General features: G+C 68.2%; 19 protein-coding genes. 17 read left to right on the forward strand and 2 right to left on the reverse strand.

The window, feature by feature from the left end; all coding sequences use genetic code 11:
- Positions 1 to 81: 81 nt before the first annotated feature.
- The 4 genes from ACFORO_RS25810 to ACFORO_RS25825 all read left to right on the forward strand — a co-directional run bounded on the left by ACFORO_RS25810 (position 82) and on the right by ACFORO_RS25825 (position 3,947).
- Positions 82 to 2,109 carry an AAA family ATPase gene (locus tag ACFORO_RS25810; protein ID WP_377869026.1) on the forward strand — a complete coding sequence of 676 codons (2,028 nt, stop codon included), beginning with the start codon at positions 82 to 84 and terminating at the stop codon, positions 2,107 to 2,109.
- A gap of 163 nt (positions 2,110 to 2,272) precedes the next feature.
- Positions 2,273 to 2,479: a hypothetical protein gene (locus ACFORO_RS25815; protein ID WP_377869027.1), complete on the forward strand. Its 207-nt coding sequence runs from the start codon at positions 2,273 to 2,275 to the stop codon at positions 2,477 to 2,479.
- Positions 2,480 to 2,563: 84 nt separating this feature from the next.
- Positions 2,564 to 3,370, forward strand: a complete 807-nt coding sequence (locus ACFORO_RS25820) for a hypothetical protein (RefSeq protein ID WP_377869028.1) — start codon at positions 2,564 to 2,566, stop codon at positions 3,368 to 3,370.
- A 58-nt stretch (positions 3,371 to 3,428) separates the two neighbouring features.
- Positions 3,429 to 3,947 carry a helix-turn-helix domain-containing protein gene (locus ACFORO_RS25825; protein WP_377869029.1) on the forward strand — a complete coding sequence of 173 codons (519 nt, stop codon included), beginning with the start codon at positions 3,429 to 3,431 and terminating at the stop codon, positions 3,945 to 3,947.
- On the opposite strand, the gene ACFORO_RS25830 is transcribed toward ACFORO_RS25825, so the two are convergent.
- On the reverse strand, positions 3,935 to 4,306 hold the full coding sequence (locus tag ACFORO_RS25830; protein WP_377896644.1) for a hypothetical protein: 372 nt from the start codon (positions 4,304 to 4,306) through the stop codon (positions 3,935 to 3,937). The two genes, ACFORO_RS25825 and ACFORO_RS25830, sit on opposite strands and share 13 nt — an antisense overlap.
- A gap of 63 nt (positions 4,307 to 4,369) precedes the next feature.
- Between ACFORO_RS25830 and ACFORO_RS25835 the strand changes: the two genes are divergently transcribed.
- From ACFORO_RS25835 to ACFORO_RS25845, 3 genes are all read left to right on the forward strand, one after another.
- Complete coding sequence (locus tag ACFORO_RS25835; RefSeq protein ID WP_377869031.1) at positions 4,370 to 5,359, forward strand: hypothetical protein; 990 nt, start codon at positions 4,370 to 4,372, stop codon at positions 5,357 to 5,359.
- Positions 5,356 to 5,628: a hypothetical protein gene (locus ACFORO_RS25840; protein WP_377869032.1), complete on the forward strand. Its 273-nt coding sequence runs from the start codon at positions 5,356 to 5,358 to the stop codon at positions 5,626 to 5,628. Before ACFORO_RS25835 ends, ACFORO_RS25840 begins: the two co-directional genes overlap by 4 nt.
- Before the next feature lie 175 nt (positions 5,629 to 5,803).
- On the forward strand, positions 5,804 to 6,436 hold the full coding sequence (locus ACFORO_RS25845) for a galactosyltransferase-related protein (RefSeq protein WP_377869033.1): 633 nt from the start codon (positions 5,804 to 5,806) through the stop codon (positions 6,434 to 6,436).
- Positions 6,437 to 6,510: 74 nt separating this feature from the next.
- Here the strand turns inward: ACFORO_RS25845 and ACFORO_RS25850 are convergent, their stop codons facing one another.
- Positions 6,511 to 6,711, reverse strand: coding sequence for a hypothetical protein (locus ACFORO_RS25850; protein WP_377869034.1), 201 nt, complete (start codon positions 6,709 to 6,711; stop codon positions 6,511 to 6,513).
- A gap of 70 nt (positions 6,712 to 6,781) precedes the next feature.
- Here ACFORO_RS25850 and ACFORO_RS25855 point away from each other — a divergent pair, with 70 nt between their 5' ends.
- The 10 genes from ACFORO_RS25855 to ACFORO_RS25900 all read left to right on the forward strand — a co-directional run bounded on the left by ACFORO_RS25855 (position 6,782) and on the right by ACFORO_RS25900 (position 14,910).
- Positions 6,782 to 8,281 (forward strand): hypothetical protein, encoded by a 1,500-nt coding sequence (locus ACFORO_RS25855; RefSeq protein ID WP_377869035.1) that lies wholly within the window; start codon positions 6,782 to 6,784, stop codon positions 8,279 to 8,281.
- Positions 8,282 to 8,291: 10 nt separating this feature from the next.
- Positions 8,292 to 9,809, forward strand: a complete 1,518-nt coding sequence (locus ACFORO_RS25860; protein ID WP_377869036.1) for a hypothetical protein — start codon at positions 8,292 to 8,294, stop codon at positions 9,807 to 9,809.
- Positions 9,793 to 10,944, forward strand: a complete 1,152-nt coding sequence (locus tag ACFORO_RS25865) for a hypothetical protein (protein ID WP_377869037.1) — start codon at positions 9,793 to 9,795, stop codon at positions 10,942 to 10,944. Before ACFORO_RS25860 ends, ACFORO_RS25865 begins: the two co-directional genes overlap by 17 nt.
- A gap of 31 nt (positions 10,945 to 10,975) precedes the next feature.
- Complete coding sequence (locus tag ACFORO_RS25870; protein WP_377869038.1) at positions 10,976 to 11,587, forward strand: phage scaffolding protein; 612 nt, start codon at positions 10,976 to 10,978, stop codon at positions 11,585 to 11,587.
- Positions 11,588 to 11,693: 106 nt separating this feature from the next.
- Complete coding sequence (locus tag ACFORO_RS25875; protein WP_377869039.1) at positions 11,694 to 12,629, forward strand: phage major capsid protein; 936 nt, start codon at positions 11,694 to 11,696, stop codon at positions 12,627 to 12,629.
- Between the two features lie 61 nt (positions 12,630 to 12,690).
- Positions 12,691 to 13,119: a hypothetical protein gene (locus ACFORO_RS25880; protein WP_377869040.1), complete on the forward strand. Its 429-nt coding sequence runs from the start codon at positions 12,691 to 12,693 to the stop codon at positions 13,117 to 13,119.
- Positions 13,119 to 13,463 (forward strand): hypothetical protein, encoded by a 345-nt coding sequence (locus ACFORO_RS25885; RefSeq protein ID WP_377869041.1) that lies wholly within the window; start codon positions 13,119 to 13,121, stop codon positions 13,461 to 13,463. Before ACFORO_RS25880 ends, ACFORO_RS25885 begins: the two co-directional genes overlap by 1 nt.
- 4 nt (positions 13,464 to 13,467) lie before the next feature.
- Positions 13,468 to 13,791, forward strand: coding sequence for an HK97 gp10 family phage protein (locus tag ACFORO_RS25890; protein ID WP_377869042.1), 324 nt, complete (start codon positions 13,468 to 13,470; stop codon positions 13,789 to 13,791).
- On the forward strand, positions 13,791 to 14,249 hold the full coding sequence (locus ACFORO_RS25895; protein WP_377869043.1) for a hypothetical protein: 459 nt from the start codon (positions 13,791 to 13,793) through the stop codon (positions 14,247 to 14,249). The genes ACFORO_RS25890 and ACFORO_RS25895 overlap by 1 nt, the downstream gene beginning before the upstream one ends.
- 58 nt (positions 14,250 to 14,307) lie before the next feature.
- Complete coding sequence (locus tag ACFORO_RS25900; protein ID WP_377869044.1) at positions 14,308 to 14,910, forward strand: hypothetical protein; 603 nt, start codon at positions 14,308 to 14,310, stop codon at positions 14,908 to 14,910.
- Positions 14,911 to 14,988: the final 78 nt, after the last annotated feature.

A 14,988-nucleotide genomic window follows, 5' to 3' on the forward strand; every position in this document is an offset into this window, starting at 1 on the left:
ATCGAGCGTGAAAGGGCCCCGAACGTGCCCAGGAAAAACGGTAACACGCGGCGCGCTACAGCAAGCGCGCAAGAATGCGGGTTGGACTACATCCTGTCGCTGCTGGAAATCGAGCGAGGCGACGGCGACCAGTGGTATGCGAAATGCCCGGCGCACGCCGACAACAAAGCTTCGCTGTCGGTTACGCGCCGGGACGACAACCGCGGCAAGAGCCGGGTCTATCTGGACTGCAAGGCCGGGTGCGAATTCGGAAAGATCATCTACGAGCTGGAAGTATCGACTCGGCAGATGTTCGAGCCGATCGACCCGGAGAAGAAAGCCGCGCCGAGCCGCGCCCAGCGCACCGAGCGGTCAGCGAAGCCCGAGAAGAAACGTGCGGCGAGCCGGGGCAAGGAGATCGCCCGGTACGTCTACCACGGTCCGAAAGGAGAGTATCGGTACGCGCAGATCCGGTTCGAGCCCAAGGACTTCCGCACCGAGCCGTCGGGTGTGCCGGACGGCGATCGCGTCCCGTACCGCCTTCCCCAGCTGCTGAAGGGGATCGCCGAGGGCTGCCGGGTCTGGATCGTCGAAGGCGAAAAGGACGTGCACGCGCTGGAAGCGCTGGGCGAGGTAGCCACCTGCAACAGCGGCGGCGGCGACAACTGGCGCTCTCGTTACGGCTACGGGCGATGGTTCAAGGACGCTCGCGAGATCCACGTTGTGCGCGACCGCGACGAGACCGGCACGAAGTTCGTCAACGCGGTGACCGCCGACCTGCTGCAGGCCGGGGTGCCGAGCGACCGGATCCGTGCGTGGCAGTCGCGGACCGAGCAGGACCACCACGACGTATCGGACCACCTCGGAGCAGGCTGGACTCTGGACCCCAGCAAGAAAAACCCCGACACCACCGGCCTGGTGCCGTTCGACTGGGACGCCGCCGCGCAGCAGGAACGCGACCAGCGGATCGCCGGCCGGGTCGCCGAGCTGCGCGACGAGGAGGAAGCCCGCGCACGGCACCAGACCCAGCTAGCCGCTTCGATGGTCCCGCCCACCGCCGTCCCGAAGCGGCGGACCGAGCTGGTGCGGCGTTCGCACGAATACCTGATCAAGAAATGCATCCCGAAGCGCGGCACGGGCGAGCTGTTCGGAGCGTCCGGTTCGTACAAGACGTTCGTGCTGATCGACGCGATGATGCACATCGCGGGCGGTCTGGAGGACTGGCACGGGTTCCGGGTCCGCCGGGGCCGGGTCCTGTACATCGCTGCCGAGGGCGGCGGCGGTTTCCGGACCCGCATGGACGTCTGGCTGTACGAGCACGGCTGGTTCGCCCCGGACAAAGCGGCCGAGCTGAAAGCGCTGGACGACCACGTCCTGATCGTTGACGAGCCGTTCCCGATCCTGGCGGCGCACGAGCTGGTGCAGCGGCTGCCGGAAGGCTGGACCCCCGACCTGATCGTCTACGACACCCGCTCGAACGTCACGGCCGGGCTGGAGGAGAACTCCTCCACCGACATGAAGCAGGTCTCGGAAGCCATGCGGCGGCTGTCGGCCGAGCAGGACGCCACGGTGATGACGGTGCACCACACCGGGACCTCGGAGGAAGCCGCCGACCGCGGACGGGGCAGCCAGGTGATCAAGGATCTGGGCGACTTCGCGCTGCAGGCCGAGGGCGACCAGGACGAAGGGCTGCGCTCCACCGTCTTCGTGCGCAAGTTCAAGGAAGGCGAGCGCCACGAGTTCGGCGTGCGGCTGGTCCCGGTGCACCTGCACGACGAGGACGGGCCATTGTTTGACGACGACGGCGACCCCGTCACCTCCCTGGCCGTGACCGACGAACAGGTAGAGCCGGGCGCGGAGCCGAAGGTCCGGATGCGCCAGCAGCGCCAGCAGGTGACCCAGCGCTCGGCCGACGAGATGAAAGAGCAGCGCGAGGCCACCAACGCCGAGCTGGCCTACCGGCTGCAGCGGTTCGCCGAAGAGAACCCGGGCGTAGGCACCAACGCAGCCGCGGAGCACTTCGCGCTGAGCGCCCGCCGCACCCAGACCGTGCGGGACCTGGCGGTCGAGGAAGGACTGATCAAAATCGAGAACGGCCCCAACAACGCCAAGAAGATGTACGCCTTGTGACTGCTCAAGTGCTCCGTGTGTGGTGCTCCATCAAGTGCTCCGCAGGTGCTCCAAGTGCTCCGCGGGTGGTGCTCCACGGGGGTTTTAGGGGACCCCGTGGAGCACCACCGCGGCACGGGCCGCAGCACCACCGACCGAAAGACCGACGAGAGGGACCGCCGACATGACTCTGCAGGAAGCCCTGGACTGGCTGGCAAGGCCGGGCACCACGATCGTCGTCTGCGCCTGCGGCGATCGTGCACGGCTGACGTTCCGGTTTCCGCCGGACGAGTCCTACCCCGCAGTGTACGAAGTGGACAGTCGGGGCCGTGTGGTCCGCGAAGCCAGCGACAACCGGGAGATCTGCCCGCACTGGGACGCCGCCTCGTGAAGGCTGGCGGTTGCCGCGAATCCCTTGTCACATACACGAAACTGCTAGACTCGGTGGTCCGGTAGCGCCAGTCAGGAGGCAGCCGTGCAGCGCGAAAACCCCTTGTGCGAGACCGCCGGATGCGGGCGGCCGGTGCGCTATCCCAGCGACGTGGTGTGCTCTGGGTGTCTGGCTGCCCTGCTCGCGAACTTGCGAGCCCTGGGGGACATGTGGGACGACCTGGAGGACTCGGCGGTCCGGGGGACCAGTTGCGGAGGCGGCGGGCCGCGCACCCACCGGTCCAGCAGCCGGGAGCGTCCGTTGCCGTTCGACGAGTCGGCGGCGAGGCTGCGGGACGAGTCGGCGCGTGCGTTGGTGGCGTGGGCGTTCGAGGTTCAGCAGGAGTTCCCGCACCGGCGGTGGCCCGACCCTCGGGCGGCGGAAACGATCGCATGGCTCGCGTCGCTGCGGCAGCTGCTGGCGGAGTTCTCCCGTGCCGACGAGTTCGCCACAGTGGCCGCGGATCTGGTTGGGCGAGTGCGGGCAGCGGTAGGGCGGCGCGCCAGGGACCGCGTGCTGCTGGGGACCTGCGAGTGCGGGGCGGCGGTGTACGGCAACCCGCAGGCCCGGCTCGCGTACTGCACCCCGTGTGGCCGTCCCTATGACGTCGCTGGCACCCTGGCGGACCGCCGCGAGTTCGCATCCCGGGTCACCGGCACGGCGGCGGAACTGCTGGAGAACTGGCGGGCTTGGAGCGCGAAGCCGGTAAGCCGCGCGACGTTGTTCCGTCTGCTGGCCACGCTGGAACCGGTGAACCCCGGCTCGACCGGTCCGCGGCGGTACCGCGTGCTGGATGTCGCGACCGCTCGCAGCAACCGCGTGATTGTTGCAGAAATTCAAGCTGTGATTTGATCTCATTGTTGGGGCACAACAGTATCCAGCAGTCAGGTTCGCGGGCGGGGGTGTCGAAATGCCGGTACCCCAAGGAAACCCGAACCCGGCCAAGAAGGCCGAGCAGCACGCCCGAGCGTGGCAGCTGAAACTGGACGGCAAGACCGACCGCGAGATCGCGAAGATCATGGGCGTCTCGCACACCACGGTCCAGAACTGGCGCGACGCGGACATCAAGAAGTTCCTCGCCCCGGCCGCCGCGCAGTACCGACAGATCCAGCTGGAGCAGATCGAGGGCGTGATCGCCGACTGCCGCGAGGTCCTGAGGTCCGACGCTCCGGTCGTATCAATGGGCAAGGTCGCCTTGGTCGACGGGGTTCCGGTCATCGACCAGGAACTCAAGCTCAAAGCTTATGACCGGATGCTCAAGGCGTACGAACGGCTGGCGAAGCTGCTCGGGCTGGACGCGCCGACCAAAGCGGAGTACGAGGACAAGACCCCGCCGCGCCCGGCCGAGCTGGACGCGCTGATCTGCCAGACCCGCGAGCAGGTGCAGCAGCGGGAAGCCGAGATGACCGGCGAGAGTCAGTCGAGCTGAATCACTAGCTTGTCGCGAGCGGCCATCCATACGAATTGGTCGGCGCTGCCGTCGTATGGCGTCTGACCGCCGGTGTTCGGCATGGCGATGACGATCTGCTCGGCGCTGCGCACATGCCACTCGTTGTGGGAAATGGGATCGACGTAGCGGCCGGGCACCGGACGGAATCGTTTGCGCAGCTCCTCCTTCGACAGTCCGAGCGCTGCCGCGATGAGCGTCCAGGACCGATCGAGTCGGACGCATTCCGACATGGCGTCTCGCCAGATCTGCTGATCCGACATGTTCGTCATCTGCCCGACATTGCGCAGGTGGATCAGATCCGGCTCGGAGCCGGACGGCAAAGCCACGTTCTCAGTCATGGCTGGTAGGCCGCACGTGCCCCGCCTGGCGTTTCAGTTTCGCCGATCACGATTGGGGTGCTCGTGAAGATCTTCGGATGGCTGGCCGACCGGTCCGGCTGCGGCTACTACCGGCTTATGCTGCCGGGTGCGGAGCTGGCGAAGCGCGGGCACGACGTGATGCTGGACGGCGCGCTGCCTGCGGCGGCGAAGAGCGGCGAGTGCGACGTGGTGATCGGCCAGCGCACTTGCAACGAGGGCGCGTCGGTTACCTGGCAGAAGATTGCGCGCGCCGGGCACACCAAGCTGGTGTTCGAGACCGACGACCTTCTGTCCGCCGTGGACCCGTCGAACAGAGCGGCGCACCGCTTCTACGACGCCGAGACCGTGCGCCGCTACCACGAGAACATGGCCGTGGCGGACGTGATCACGGTGACGACGGACCGGCTCGCCGAGCACGCGCGCACGGTCAATCCGACCGCGGCAATACACGTGCTGCCGAACATGATTCCGGCGTGGCTGCTCGGCCACGAGCGCCCGAGTGCCGGCGACCTGGTGACGATCGGCTGGCGCGGCGGGCTGAGCCATGGAAGAGACTTCGGCGAGCTGGCCAAGCCGCTGCGCCGGTTCCTGCAGCACCCGAGCAATCGCGACCGCGTGGAGTTCCACGCGATGGGTGCGCCGTATCACGAGCGCGTCGCCACGCGGCACGGCCGGACCCGCTGGACTGGCTGGCACGAGGCCGTCGGCGACTTCCTGCGCGCCGTCGACTTCGACGTGGCGGTGATCCCGCTGCGGCCGTCGGTCTTCAACGAGGCGAAGTCCGACCTGGCGCTGGTGGAGATGTCCGCGCTCGGCATCCCGTCCATCGTGTCCGTATGGCCAGGATCCCCCTACACCGCTCACGCCGCCGCTGGCCCCGTCGCGCGTTTCGCCGGTGACTGGGCCGAGCACCTGCACGACCTCGTGAACGACGCCGAGGCGCGCGAGCAGCTGGGCAAGCAGGCCCGGGAATGGGCCGCTGGCCGAACGATCGAAGGCAACGCATACCGGTGGGAAGAGGCGTACTCATGATCGCGTTCGTGTGCTTCAGCGACGAGCACCGCGGCGGCGAGGAACACACGCTCACCGACGAGCAGACGAGGCGCATCCTCACCTACGCGTCGCAGGACTTCTTCGAGGAAGGCGTGGGGTGCTGCCCGCTGGTGACGCTGCGGCTCGGCGACGAGGCTGTGGCGTCGGAATCGCACGTCTTGCGGTACCGGGAGGCACACCGGCCGCACAGCGTCGAGCCGGGCCGGTGGACTGAGCTGCCGGACGCCGGAACGGGCGGGCCGTGCTGATGAGCGTGTACACCGACTGTCCGCCCTGGGTTCTCATCCTCGAGGACACAGAGAGCGTCCGAGGCCCCGGTTGGTACCAAGGCGACTGCCTTCACTGCGGAGTCTTCACCACCGGAGCTGAGCCCGTCGTCGAGGAATGGGCTTCGGAGCACTGGGATTGCCGGGAGGCCAGCGAATGAGCACTGCCGTGATTGTGCCGTGGGGCACCGACAACGGCCCGCGCGAACGAGTCTGGACTTGCGTGCGGAAGCTCTGGGAGCGGACCGACTGCGACCTGATCGTTGCCGCTGACCCACTGTTCACCGAGCGCGGCAAGTTCTCCGTGAGCCGGGCAGTCAACCAGGCCGTGCGCCTGGCCCCGGCCGAGTACGACCGGTTCGTGCTCTTCGGCGCGGACTTCCTGCCGTGCGTCGCTACCGTTCGATGGGCAGCGACTGAGCTGGACGGCCAGCCGTGGACGCTGCTCTTTGACCGTGGCGTCGGCCTGTCCGAAGAGGACACCGCGCGCTGGATCGAGGCCGGTAGCCAGGTCGCCGCCGGATTCGGCGAGCGGTTCTCCTCGCCGTGCGTCGGCCCGATCGCGTTCACCCGCGTCACCTTCGAGAAGGTCGGCGGGTTCGACGAGCGTTACGAGGGCTGGGGCTACGAGGACGTGGACCTCTGGTACCGGCTGCAGCGCGACGTGCCGCGCACCGCGGCGCAGAACTACCCGGGCACCGCGCTCGTGCAGTTCTGGCACCCGGTCACGCATCACGACATGTCGCAGGCCAACCCGAACGTCCGGCTGTTCGCCGAGACCTGGGGCTGAGCGGCTGCCTGGCGGAGTCGGGCAGAGCCCTCGGCCCAGGCCAGCGCACTGGCAGGACGCGGAGGGCACCTCACTCAGTAGACGGACGGCCCGGCTGATTCGTCCTTGTAGCTGTCAGATTCGTGTGCACTGGTCCATTCGCCGGGAGCGAACACGGCGATTGGGCTGACGGTGCTTCCCTGCCTGTAGACGTACAGGTGTCCGTTGTTCACGTTGAACATCGCGGCGTTTTCGTACGTGTGTTTGTCGCCGTGGTTGTGAACCTCGATCGCCATTGATCACTCCCTGCTCGGTCTGGTGCCTTTAGGTCGGGCGGGCAGGCGCGGTCGTTACGGGTGGTGAGCAATGTTCGATCTCGTTGCCCACCTCGCCAGTATCGACCGGAGGCTGCTGGACGATCCGGAAGGCCGCCGGCTGTTGACCCGGCTGGACCCGTTGCTGTTCGCGCTGGTCTACCTGCCGCGACACCTGAAGGGCCAGGAGACCGGGGACGAGATCACGTTCTCCGAAGCGCACTTCGAGTGGTGCGAGCTGGCGAAGCGGTACGTCCGGCCGATCAGCTCGTACGAACCGGGGGCACTGCGGGACGCGATCATCGCGCCGCGCGGGCTGGGCAAGAGCACATGGTGGTTCTTGATCATCCCGATGTGGCTCGCGGCGCACGGGCACCGGAAGTTCATCGCCGCGTTCGCGAACAGCGACACCCAGGCGACGGACCACCTCGGGACGTTCAAGCGCGAGGTCGAGGGCAACGAGCTGCTGCGCGCGGACTTTCCGCGGCTGTGCGTCGCGGCCCGCCGTCCGTCCGGGACCACGGTGTCGGACTCGCAGCACATGTACGTGTCGGTCTCGGGTTTTGTGTTCGCTGCCCGGGGGATCGACTCGCAGGTGCTCGGTCTGAAGATCGAGAACCGGCGGCCGGATCACATCATCCTCGACGACGTCGAAGGCACCGAGGGCAACTACAGCCCGGCACAGAAGGAAAACCGGCTCAAGACGATCACCTCGGGCATCCTGCCGATGAACAACCTCGCCTCGGTCACGATGGCGGGCACTGTCGCGATCCCGGGCGCGATCATCGACGACGTGGCCGCGAAACAGCGCGGCGAAAAGTACCCCGAGTACGTGGACGACGAGCACCTGGTGCCGCGCTACTACGACATCATCCAGACCGACGACGACGGCACCGAGCGCAGCCTCTGGCCGGAGCGTTGGCCGATGGACTGGATCAACACCGTGCGGCACACGCGGTCTTTCCGGTCCCAGATGCGGAACAACCCGATGGCCGCGGACACCGCCTTCTGGTCCGGCGATGACTTCGCCTACCGCGAGGACCTGCCGATCACGCACCAGCTGCTGAGCATCGACCCTGCCGTGACTACCAAGGCGAAGTCGGACTACACCGGGCTCGCGGTGGTCGGTGCGACCGCGCCGGGCCCGCGTCGGGCGTGCGTGGTGCGCTATGCGCGGCAGGTGAAGATCCCGCCGGGGGAGCAGTTGCGGTCGCTGGTGCTGGAGATCCTGACGGAGTTCCCGGACATCGGCGGCGTGCTGGTGGAGACGAACCAGGGCGGGGACGCGTGGTTGGCGATCCTGCACGACCTGCCGGTGAAAGTGCGCACGGTGTCGCAGTCACGGCCGAAGGAAGTCCGCGCCGGATCGCTGCTGGCGAAATACCAGCGTGGCCGGGTGTTCCATCATCAGCGGCTGCACCAGCTCGAAGCGCAGATGGTCGGCTTCCCGCTCGGCGCGCACGACGACCTCGTGGACGCGGTCGGCAGTGGTGTGGATGTGTTCCTTAAGGACGTGCCCCCGCAGCAGGTGAGCGCGCGGGAAGCAGCGTGAGGGGGTTGCGGTGGCGGATCTCGACGACGCCCTGAAGTCCATGCAGGACGCAGAATCGGGCTACGACAAGGCGAAAGCGTATTCCGACGGTCCGGTGGAAGAGGTGTTCACCTCCCGGCGGGTGCGGCGGCTGCTGCGCGACCAGGGCGTGAGTTTCGAGACCCTGCACGGAAACGTCGTGATCAACGCGGTGGCGAACAAGCTGCGGATCGAGTCGATTGCCAGCGACACCGACGCGCGCACGAAGATGATCGCGGACGCGGACGAGGCCAATCACATGGCCCAGATCCGGCCCGAGGTGATGCGCCGCGCGCTCCAGCTCGGTGACAGCTACCTGATGGCGTGGCCGGTGCTTGACGAGAGCGGCGGCGTGGTCGCGGGGGAAGTGCAGATCTCGGTGCACGGCCCGAAGACTATGCGCGTGATCTACGCCGAGGACGGCGCGGAACGGTTCGCAATCCAGAAGTGGTGCGTCACGACGCCGCTGGGCGTGAAGCGCACGCGGGTCGACCTGATCTACGCCGACCGCATCGAGCACCTGATCTCGAAGGGCGCGCGGGCGAGCAAGGCCGGGGACTTCCAACCGTACGAGACCGACGGCGACCCAGCCGAGGAGGACAACCCGTACGGCGAGCTGCCGGTGTTCCACTTCCGTGCCTCGGGCCTGCCCGGCGAGTACGGCACGCCGGAGCACGCCTGCTTCTACGGGACGCAGAACAAGCTGCTGAAGCTGGAGATCGGGCACATGGCGGGCGTGGACTTCTTCACGCTGCCGCAGCGGCTGGGCCTGCGCGACGCCGGGAAGGTCGGTCCGTCCTCGGTAGACGACCTGGACGAGGACGACTTTCTGGCCAGTCCGGATGGGCAGCGCACGGAAAGCGCGCTCGGAGACCGCAAATCCAAGCTATCGAGCGAGCCGGGCTCCTTCTGGGACTTGACGGGCTACAAGGATGTGAAGCAGCTCGACCCGAGCGACCCGGGCGTGTTCCTCGACCCGCGCGAGGCGTACTTGCGCGAGGGCGCGCTGGTGTCCTCCACACCGCTGCACATGTTCGACCGCACGGGCCAGATCCCCAGCGGGGAGAGCCTGAAGACCGCGAACGAGCCTCTGGACGACAAGAGCCGGGCGCACAAGACCGTGTTTGACGGCACGTGGCGCGCGTTCTACCGCTTCGTGCTGAAGCTGCTGGGCCAGGATGACGCCCCGGTGTCGATCTCGTGGGCTCCGATCGAGTCCACCGACGAAACGACGAAGCTCGCCCAGGCCAAGCAGAAGGAAGAGCTGGGCGTCCCGCTCGACCAGGCGCTGACCGAGGTCGGGTACAAGGCCGAGGACGTCAAGCGCTGGCTGGATGAGGGCGACGGCGGGCTGACCGTGCGCGTGGGGCTGCTCGCGCAGCTCGGTGACGCGGTGGCGAACTTCTCCACTGCCGTGGCCGGCGGCCTGATGGACGCGGCCAGCGTGCAGGCGGTCATCGCCAAGATGATCGGCGACGTGACGGGCCCGAGCGATGACGGCACCGGTTAGCGTCGTCCCGGCCGTGATCGTGGCCCACGACGGGCAGGCGCTCCAGCTGGAGGACGCAGCCGCGGCTGCCGCGGCCGGTCCGGTCCGGGACGCGCTGAAGTCGGCGCTGTCGTGGGCGCACGTGGTCTGGTCGCAGCGCTTCGGCAAGCCTGCCGGTCTTCGGTCCGGTGAGGACTTCGACGCTTACGTGGTCGAGCTGGCGACGCGTATTCGTGAGGTGAGCATTGCCCCGGCACCTGCGCTGCGGGACTTCGCGCATCGTGCGCGGGTTCTCGGTGCGGTGCAGGGCCTGGCCGAGGCCAACGCTCCGCAACGGAATCTCGGCAACGAGATCCGGGAGGAGACCGGCCAGCACATCGACGAGGCCACTGCGGCGGCTCGGGCGAAGCTCGCGCAGGCGGCAGACCTTGTGGAGTCGTTGCGGCGCGGCAGCTTCAAGACGGTCAACCGGCAGCTGGCCGTCGCGGACCAGGCCGGGAACATCATAGAGCGCACCGCGCGGACCGTCACCAACGACGAGCTGAACGAGGGACTGGCCGCCGCTGCCGAGCACGTGGGCGGGCGGCTGGTGTGGATCGCCGAACGCGACGCGTGCGTGATGTGCCTGGCGTTATCCGGTCATGTGGTCGAGCCGGGCGACGCGTTCGACTGGCGGCTGACCTTCGGTGCCAAGGCGTATCCGCCGATGGACTACAACGCCGACGGCGAACTGGTCGAGTCCGAGCTGGAGCGCCCGCCTCGACATCCGTACTGCCGGTGCCGGGTCTCGCCCTGGCTCGGGCACGACGAGGCCGGAGCGCTGTCGGTGACCCATGACTGGGCCGACGCGATCCGTGACGCGGTGGCACGGGGCGACACGGTAGCCGCAGACGCCGCGCGGCGGGCTGCTGCAGCAGCAGCCGACTCGGCCAGCTTCGACCTTCCGTCGGCACTGCGGCGCGAGGCGGAGCGCTCGGTCTTGCGCGGCGATGCACTGCCGTCCGAGTCCGAGAACGTTCGCTTGCAAGCCGCCGACCGCCTGCTGGCGCGGATCGGCTCCGCGAAGAACTCCCGCTCTCCGTCCGGCTGGCGTGTCCCGGCCTCGGTGAAGCAGCGGGCTGAACGCGCCGTGAAACGCGGCGCATTCACCAGATAGCCCGTGAGGGCATTCGAGAGAGGACGCCGTGATGGCGGTCAAGACGCTCAACTCCCGGTTCCGCCAGTTCGCCCGCGATGCGGATTCCGACGGTGGCACGGGCGGCGGAGGTACCGGCGGTGGCGATGGCCAGGGCACCGGCGGGACCGACAACGGCAAGAACGGCGGCGCTGAGTGGACTCCGCCGACGAAGGCCGAGTACGAGGCGCTGCAAGCGAAGTTGTCGGCCACCAACGCCGAGTCCGCGCAGCGGCGGGTGAAAATCCGCGAGCTGGAGCAGCAGCACGAGACCGACGCGGAAAAGGCCAAGCGCGAGGCCGACGAAGCCGCTGCCGCTCGGTACAAGCCGACGGCGGTGAAGGCCAGCGCCCGCGCGGCGCTGCTGGAGGCCGAGGCGAAGACCGACCGCGTGGCCGCGCTGATCGGTCTGGTCAACGTGTCCGCGTTGGACATCGACGGCAAGGGCGAGGTGACCGGGCTCGACGCGGAGGTGAAGCGCGTCAAGGCCGAGTACCCCGAGTTCTTCAAGGCCGAGGGCGAGGGCGAGAAGCCGCGGCCCGGACGGCTCACGGCGGGCGGCAAGCAGACCACGTCGACCGAAAAAGACCCGTGGGACATCATCGCCGCTCGCTACGGCGGCTGAGCCTGCCCACCCAGAACCAAGAGCAGCCCGTGAGGGCATCCAACCGCACCCGTGACGGGGATCGCGGTGCCTTTCCCTGCAATCCCAAGAGAAACGGAGAGCCGTCATGGCTGTCGCTTTCACCGGGGCGGGCTGGATCCCGATCGAGACCAACCCCGAAGTCATCCAGAAGGTCCAGCAGGTTTCTGCTGTCGAGCGTTTCGGTCACCACGTGCCGATGGGCTCGAACACCAAGTACACCCCGCGTTCGGGCGGTGTGCACCTGGCGCGCTGGGCCAAGTCCCAGAGCGCGCCGGCCGACAGCTCGCCGAACGACTCGGTGCTGCTGGCCTCGGACAAGATCGGTGGCAAGGTCACCGTGGCCGAGGAGGACATGAGCGATTCGCTGGCGTCCATCGCCAAGACGAAGTCGCTCGACGCGGGCACGAGCTACGGCAAGCTGTTCGACAACATCTGCCTGGGCATCACTGCGGCGAAGGCGTCGAGCGGCTGGCTGTTCGACTCGCTGTACTACGTCCTGACTCAGGCCGATGCGACCACGGGCTACACCGCCAACGCGAACCTGACGCTGGCCGGTTCGGGCGGCATCACCTACGACAACCTCTCGGCGTCGCTCGGCCTCTACGAGGTGGGCGACTTCTTCGACGAGGCCGAGACGGTCGTCATCGCGCACCCGTCGTTCAAGCAGGTTCTGCGCGGCATCAAGGACGCCAACGGCGCGCCGATCCTGAACGAGTCGACGGGCGGCGTCGCGGGCGGCGGCCAGGGCGGCACGCCGAAGCTGTTCGGCTACGACCTCCAGTGGTCCATGGGCTGCAAGACCAGCGCGTCGGGTTCGGATTCCCCGACCGGGAATCCGTTCATCGTGTCCGGCAACCGGCAGTTCCTCCAGGTCGGCGACCGCAACCCGCTGGCGGTCAACTTCCAGGACAGCCAGACCGGCATCGGCGTCGACACCGACGAGAACGTGCTGTACTTCCGCGCCCGCAAGGCGTTCGCGGTGGGTGCGCCCGGTGCGTTTTCGATGCTGGTGAAGAACTGACGCTCGGCGTGACGGGGTCGCGCAGCGAACCGCGCGACCCCTCCCCGGAAGGGAGAGCGCCATGGTCGACAGCTGGGCCACGGTGGGTGACGTGTTCACCTACGCCAAGGCCACTGTGGACGACGACGCCGTGCTGCGCGCGCAGGCGACGATCGACCTGCACGCAGGCCGGGTCTATGCGGATGCGGCCAAGGTCGGCGCGCGGGACAAGTACTGGCTAAAGCTGGCCGTGGCGTACCAGGCCGCGTGGCAGCCCTCGCAGCCGGATCTGTTCGAGCGGCAGGAGATCACGAAGACCGGCGGCAGCAACTCGACGCAGGGCACCGACACGTGGCTGACTCTCGCACCGCATGCGGCGCAGGCGCTGCGGATGGTGTCGTGGCTCGGCTCCGGTTCGTTCCACGTGCGTGCACCGGGCGAGCCGGTGAGCCTGCGGCGCGAGGTGTACGGCGACGACGGGGGAGACCCCGGCACCTGGCGGAGCCTCTGATGTGGGCGCTCGCGACGTGCCGGGCGTCGATCTTCCGCGGCTCAACCCCTTCGCCGTACGGGGATCCGGTTCCGGACAACACCACCCCGGCGGCCTCGGGCGTGCTGCTCGCGGTCGACGAGCGCATGGCGCGCACGTGGGACCCGGCTACGCAGACGCCGCGCGTGGTGCGGGTCGTGTCCGGCGCGGTGCCGTCCACCACGGACATCCGCACGGGCGACCGGATCCGCGACGACACCAACGGCGTGCTGTACCTGGTGCAGAACGTCATCCGCCCGCGCACGCCGGGCAGGACACCGGACACGGCGCTGGAGCTGAAGCGCGTCGGCGACGACGGGGGGTGAAACCGTGGCGGAGTACCGCGAAGAGCCCGGCTGGCAAGAGAAGATCGCCGCCGATGTGCGCGATCTGTTCGGCAAGCTCGTGGGCGAAGTGCTGGACGACGCCAAGCGGCTGGTCCCGGTCGACACCGGGCACCTGCGCGAGTCGCTGTCCAGCGAGATCAACGGCGACACCGCGCGCATCGGCTCGGACCTGAACTACGCGCTGTACGTGGAGGAAGGGCACCGCGTCGGCTATCGCGGGCCGGACGGCGAGACGGTGTTCACGGGCGAAGTCGTTCCGCCGCAGCCGTACCTTCGCCCTGCGCTCTACCGCAGGCGGGGCGCGTGATGACCCCGTTCATCTACGCCTCGGACGAGGCAGTGACGCGGGCGTGGCTCGCGCAGCTGGACGGGCTCTCGGCCGCGATGGTCGGCGAAGTCCTTCCCCGCGAAGCGAGCAGCTGGGCCGCAACGGGTTTCCTCACCGTCGCGGTGGCCGGTGGCGGCACGGTGCCGGAATACCGGTTCGAGTCGCCGGTGATGGACGTGCGCGGCTGGGCGACGACGCCGGGCACGGACGCGCCGCCGTGGAATATGGCGCGCAACCTCGCGACCTCGGTGCAGGCAGGGACCTATCGGCGGGAGCCGCGGTTCCTGGAGCTGGCCGGGTGCGGCGAGAACGCGGTGGTGAAAACCGCGTGGGTCCTCGGGAAACCGAGGCGGGCGTACGGCGATTTCGGCGACTACGCCGTCTATGCCCTCGACCTGGTCCTGAACTGGGTCCCGGTCGCCAAGAGCACCCCGTGAGGGGACTGGTCAACCAACCGTTCGGGCCGCACGGCCCACAGTCCTCTTTGGAGTGATCATGGCCGATACCGCTGGCCTCCAGCCCGGGAACCTGGTGATGGGTCCGGCCCGGCTGTACATCTACCGTTTCGCGTTCGACCCGACGCTGGCCTACGAGCCCGCGCTGACTGACGTGAATCTCGCCCCGGCCGCGAGCGCCTGGTACGACACCGGCATCACGCTGGGCGGCACCGATGTCTCCGTCGAGTCGAAGTGGACGCCGCTCACCGGCGATCAGCTCGTGGACAAGCTCGGCGCTCGGCTGACCGACCGCGACATCAAGGTGACGGGCAACCTCTCTGAGATGACCCGGACCAACCTCGCGTACGCGTGGAACATGACCGCAGGTCCGACCGGTGCGAACTACGCCGTGTCGGACCTGAACGCCGGACAAACTGCGAACCGCGCGCCGTACCGCACGCTGATGGTCGACGGGCTCGGTCCGGACGTGACTGATGGTTCCCGGTCGCTGAAGCGTCGCGCGATCCTGCGCAAGGCGCTCCCGTCCGGCAACACGAAGCTCAGTTGGACCAAGACGGACCAGCAGGTGCTGGCGATCGAGTTCCAGACGTTCTTCGTCTCCGAGACGGTGAGCCCGATCCGGATCATCGACGAAGCCTGAGCCTGATCCATCCCCAGACGCAGCCCCGCGTCCGTGCGCGCCTGACCGCCGCGGACGCGGGGCTGCCCCCATTCCTTT

It is taken from the genome of Amycolatopsis halotolerans, from assembly GCF_042647905.1.
Classification (GTDB): domain Bacteria; phylum Actinomycetota; class Actinomycetes; order Mycobacteriales; family Pseudonocardiaceae; genus Amycolatopsis; species Amycolatopsis halotolerans.

What these genes read in the sequence shown, in the direction of transcription:
- ACFORO_RS25815 (WP_377869027.1), top strand. Translation starts at nt 2,273, where the DNA reads ATGACTCTGCAGGAAGCCCTGGACTGGCTGGCAAGGCCGGGCACCACG.
- ACFORO_RS25825 (WP_377869029.1), top strand. Translation starts at nt 3,429, where the DNA reads ATGCCGGTACCCCAAGGAAACCCGAACCCGGCCAAGAAGGCCGAGCAG.
- ACFORO_RS25830 (WP_377896644.1), bottom strand. Translation starts at nt 4,306, where the DNA reads ATGACTGAGAACGTGGCTTTGCCGTCCGGCTCCGAGCCGGATCTGATC.
- ACFORO_RS25840 (WP_377869032.1), top strand. Translation starts at nt 5,356, where the DNA reads ATGATCGCGTTCGTGTGCTTCAGCGACGAGCACCGCGGCGGCGAGGAA.
- ACFORO_RS25845 (WP_377869033.1), top strand. Translation starts at nt 5,804, where the DNA reads ATGAGCACTGCCGTGATTGTGCCGTGGGGCACCGACAACGGCCCGCGC.
- ACFORO_RS25850 (WP_377869034.1), bottom strand. Translation starts at nt 6,711, where the DNA reads ATGGCGATCGAGGTTCACAACCACGGCGACAAACACACGTACGAAAAC.
- ACFORO_RS25855 (WP_377869035.1), top strand. Translation starts at nt 6,782, where the DNA reads ATGTTCGATCTCGTTGCCCACCTCGCCAGTATCGACCGGAGGCTGCTG.
- ACFORO_RS25865 (WP_377869037.1), top strand. Translation starts at nt 9,793, where the DNA reads ATGACGGCACCGGTTAGCGTCGTCCCGGCCGTGATCGTGGCCCACGAC.
- ACFORO_RS25870 (WP_377869038.1), top strand. Translation starts at nt 10,976, where the DNA reads ATGGCGGTCAAGACGCTCAACTCCCGGTTCCGCCAGTTCGCCCGCGAT.
- ACFORO_RS25875 (WP_377869039.1), top strand. Translation starts at nt 11,694, where the DNA reads ATGGCTGTCGCTTTCACCGGGGCGGGCTGGATCCCGATCGAGACCAAC.
- ACFORO_RS25880 (WP_377869040.1), top strand. Translation starts at nt 12,691, where the DNA reads ATGGTCGACAGCTGGGCCACGGTGGGTGACGTGTTCACCTACGCCAAG.
- ACFORO_RS25885 (WP_377869041.1), top strand. Translation starts at nt 13,119, where the DNA reads ATGTGGGCGCTCGCGACGTGCCGGGCGTCGATCTTCCGCGGCTCAACC.
- ACFORO_RS25895 (WP_377869043.1), top strand. Translation starts at nt 13,791, where the DNA reads ATGACCCCGTTCATCTACGCCTCGGACGAGGCAGTGACGCGGGCGTGG.
- ACFORO_RS25900 (WP_377869044.1), top strand. Translation starts at nt 14,308, where the DNA reads ATGGCCGATACCGCTGGCCTCCAGCCCGGGAACCTGGTGATGGGTCCG.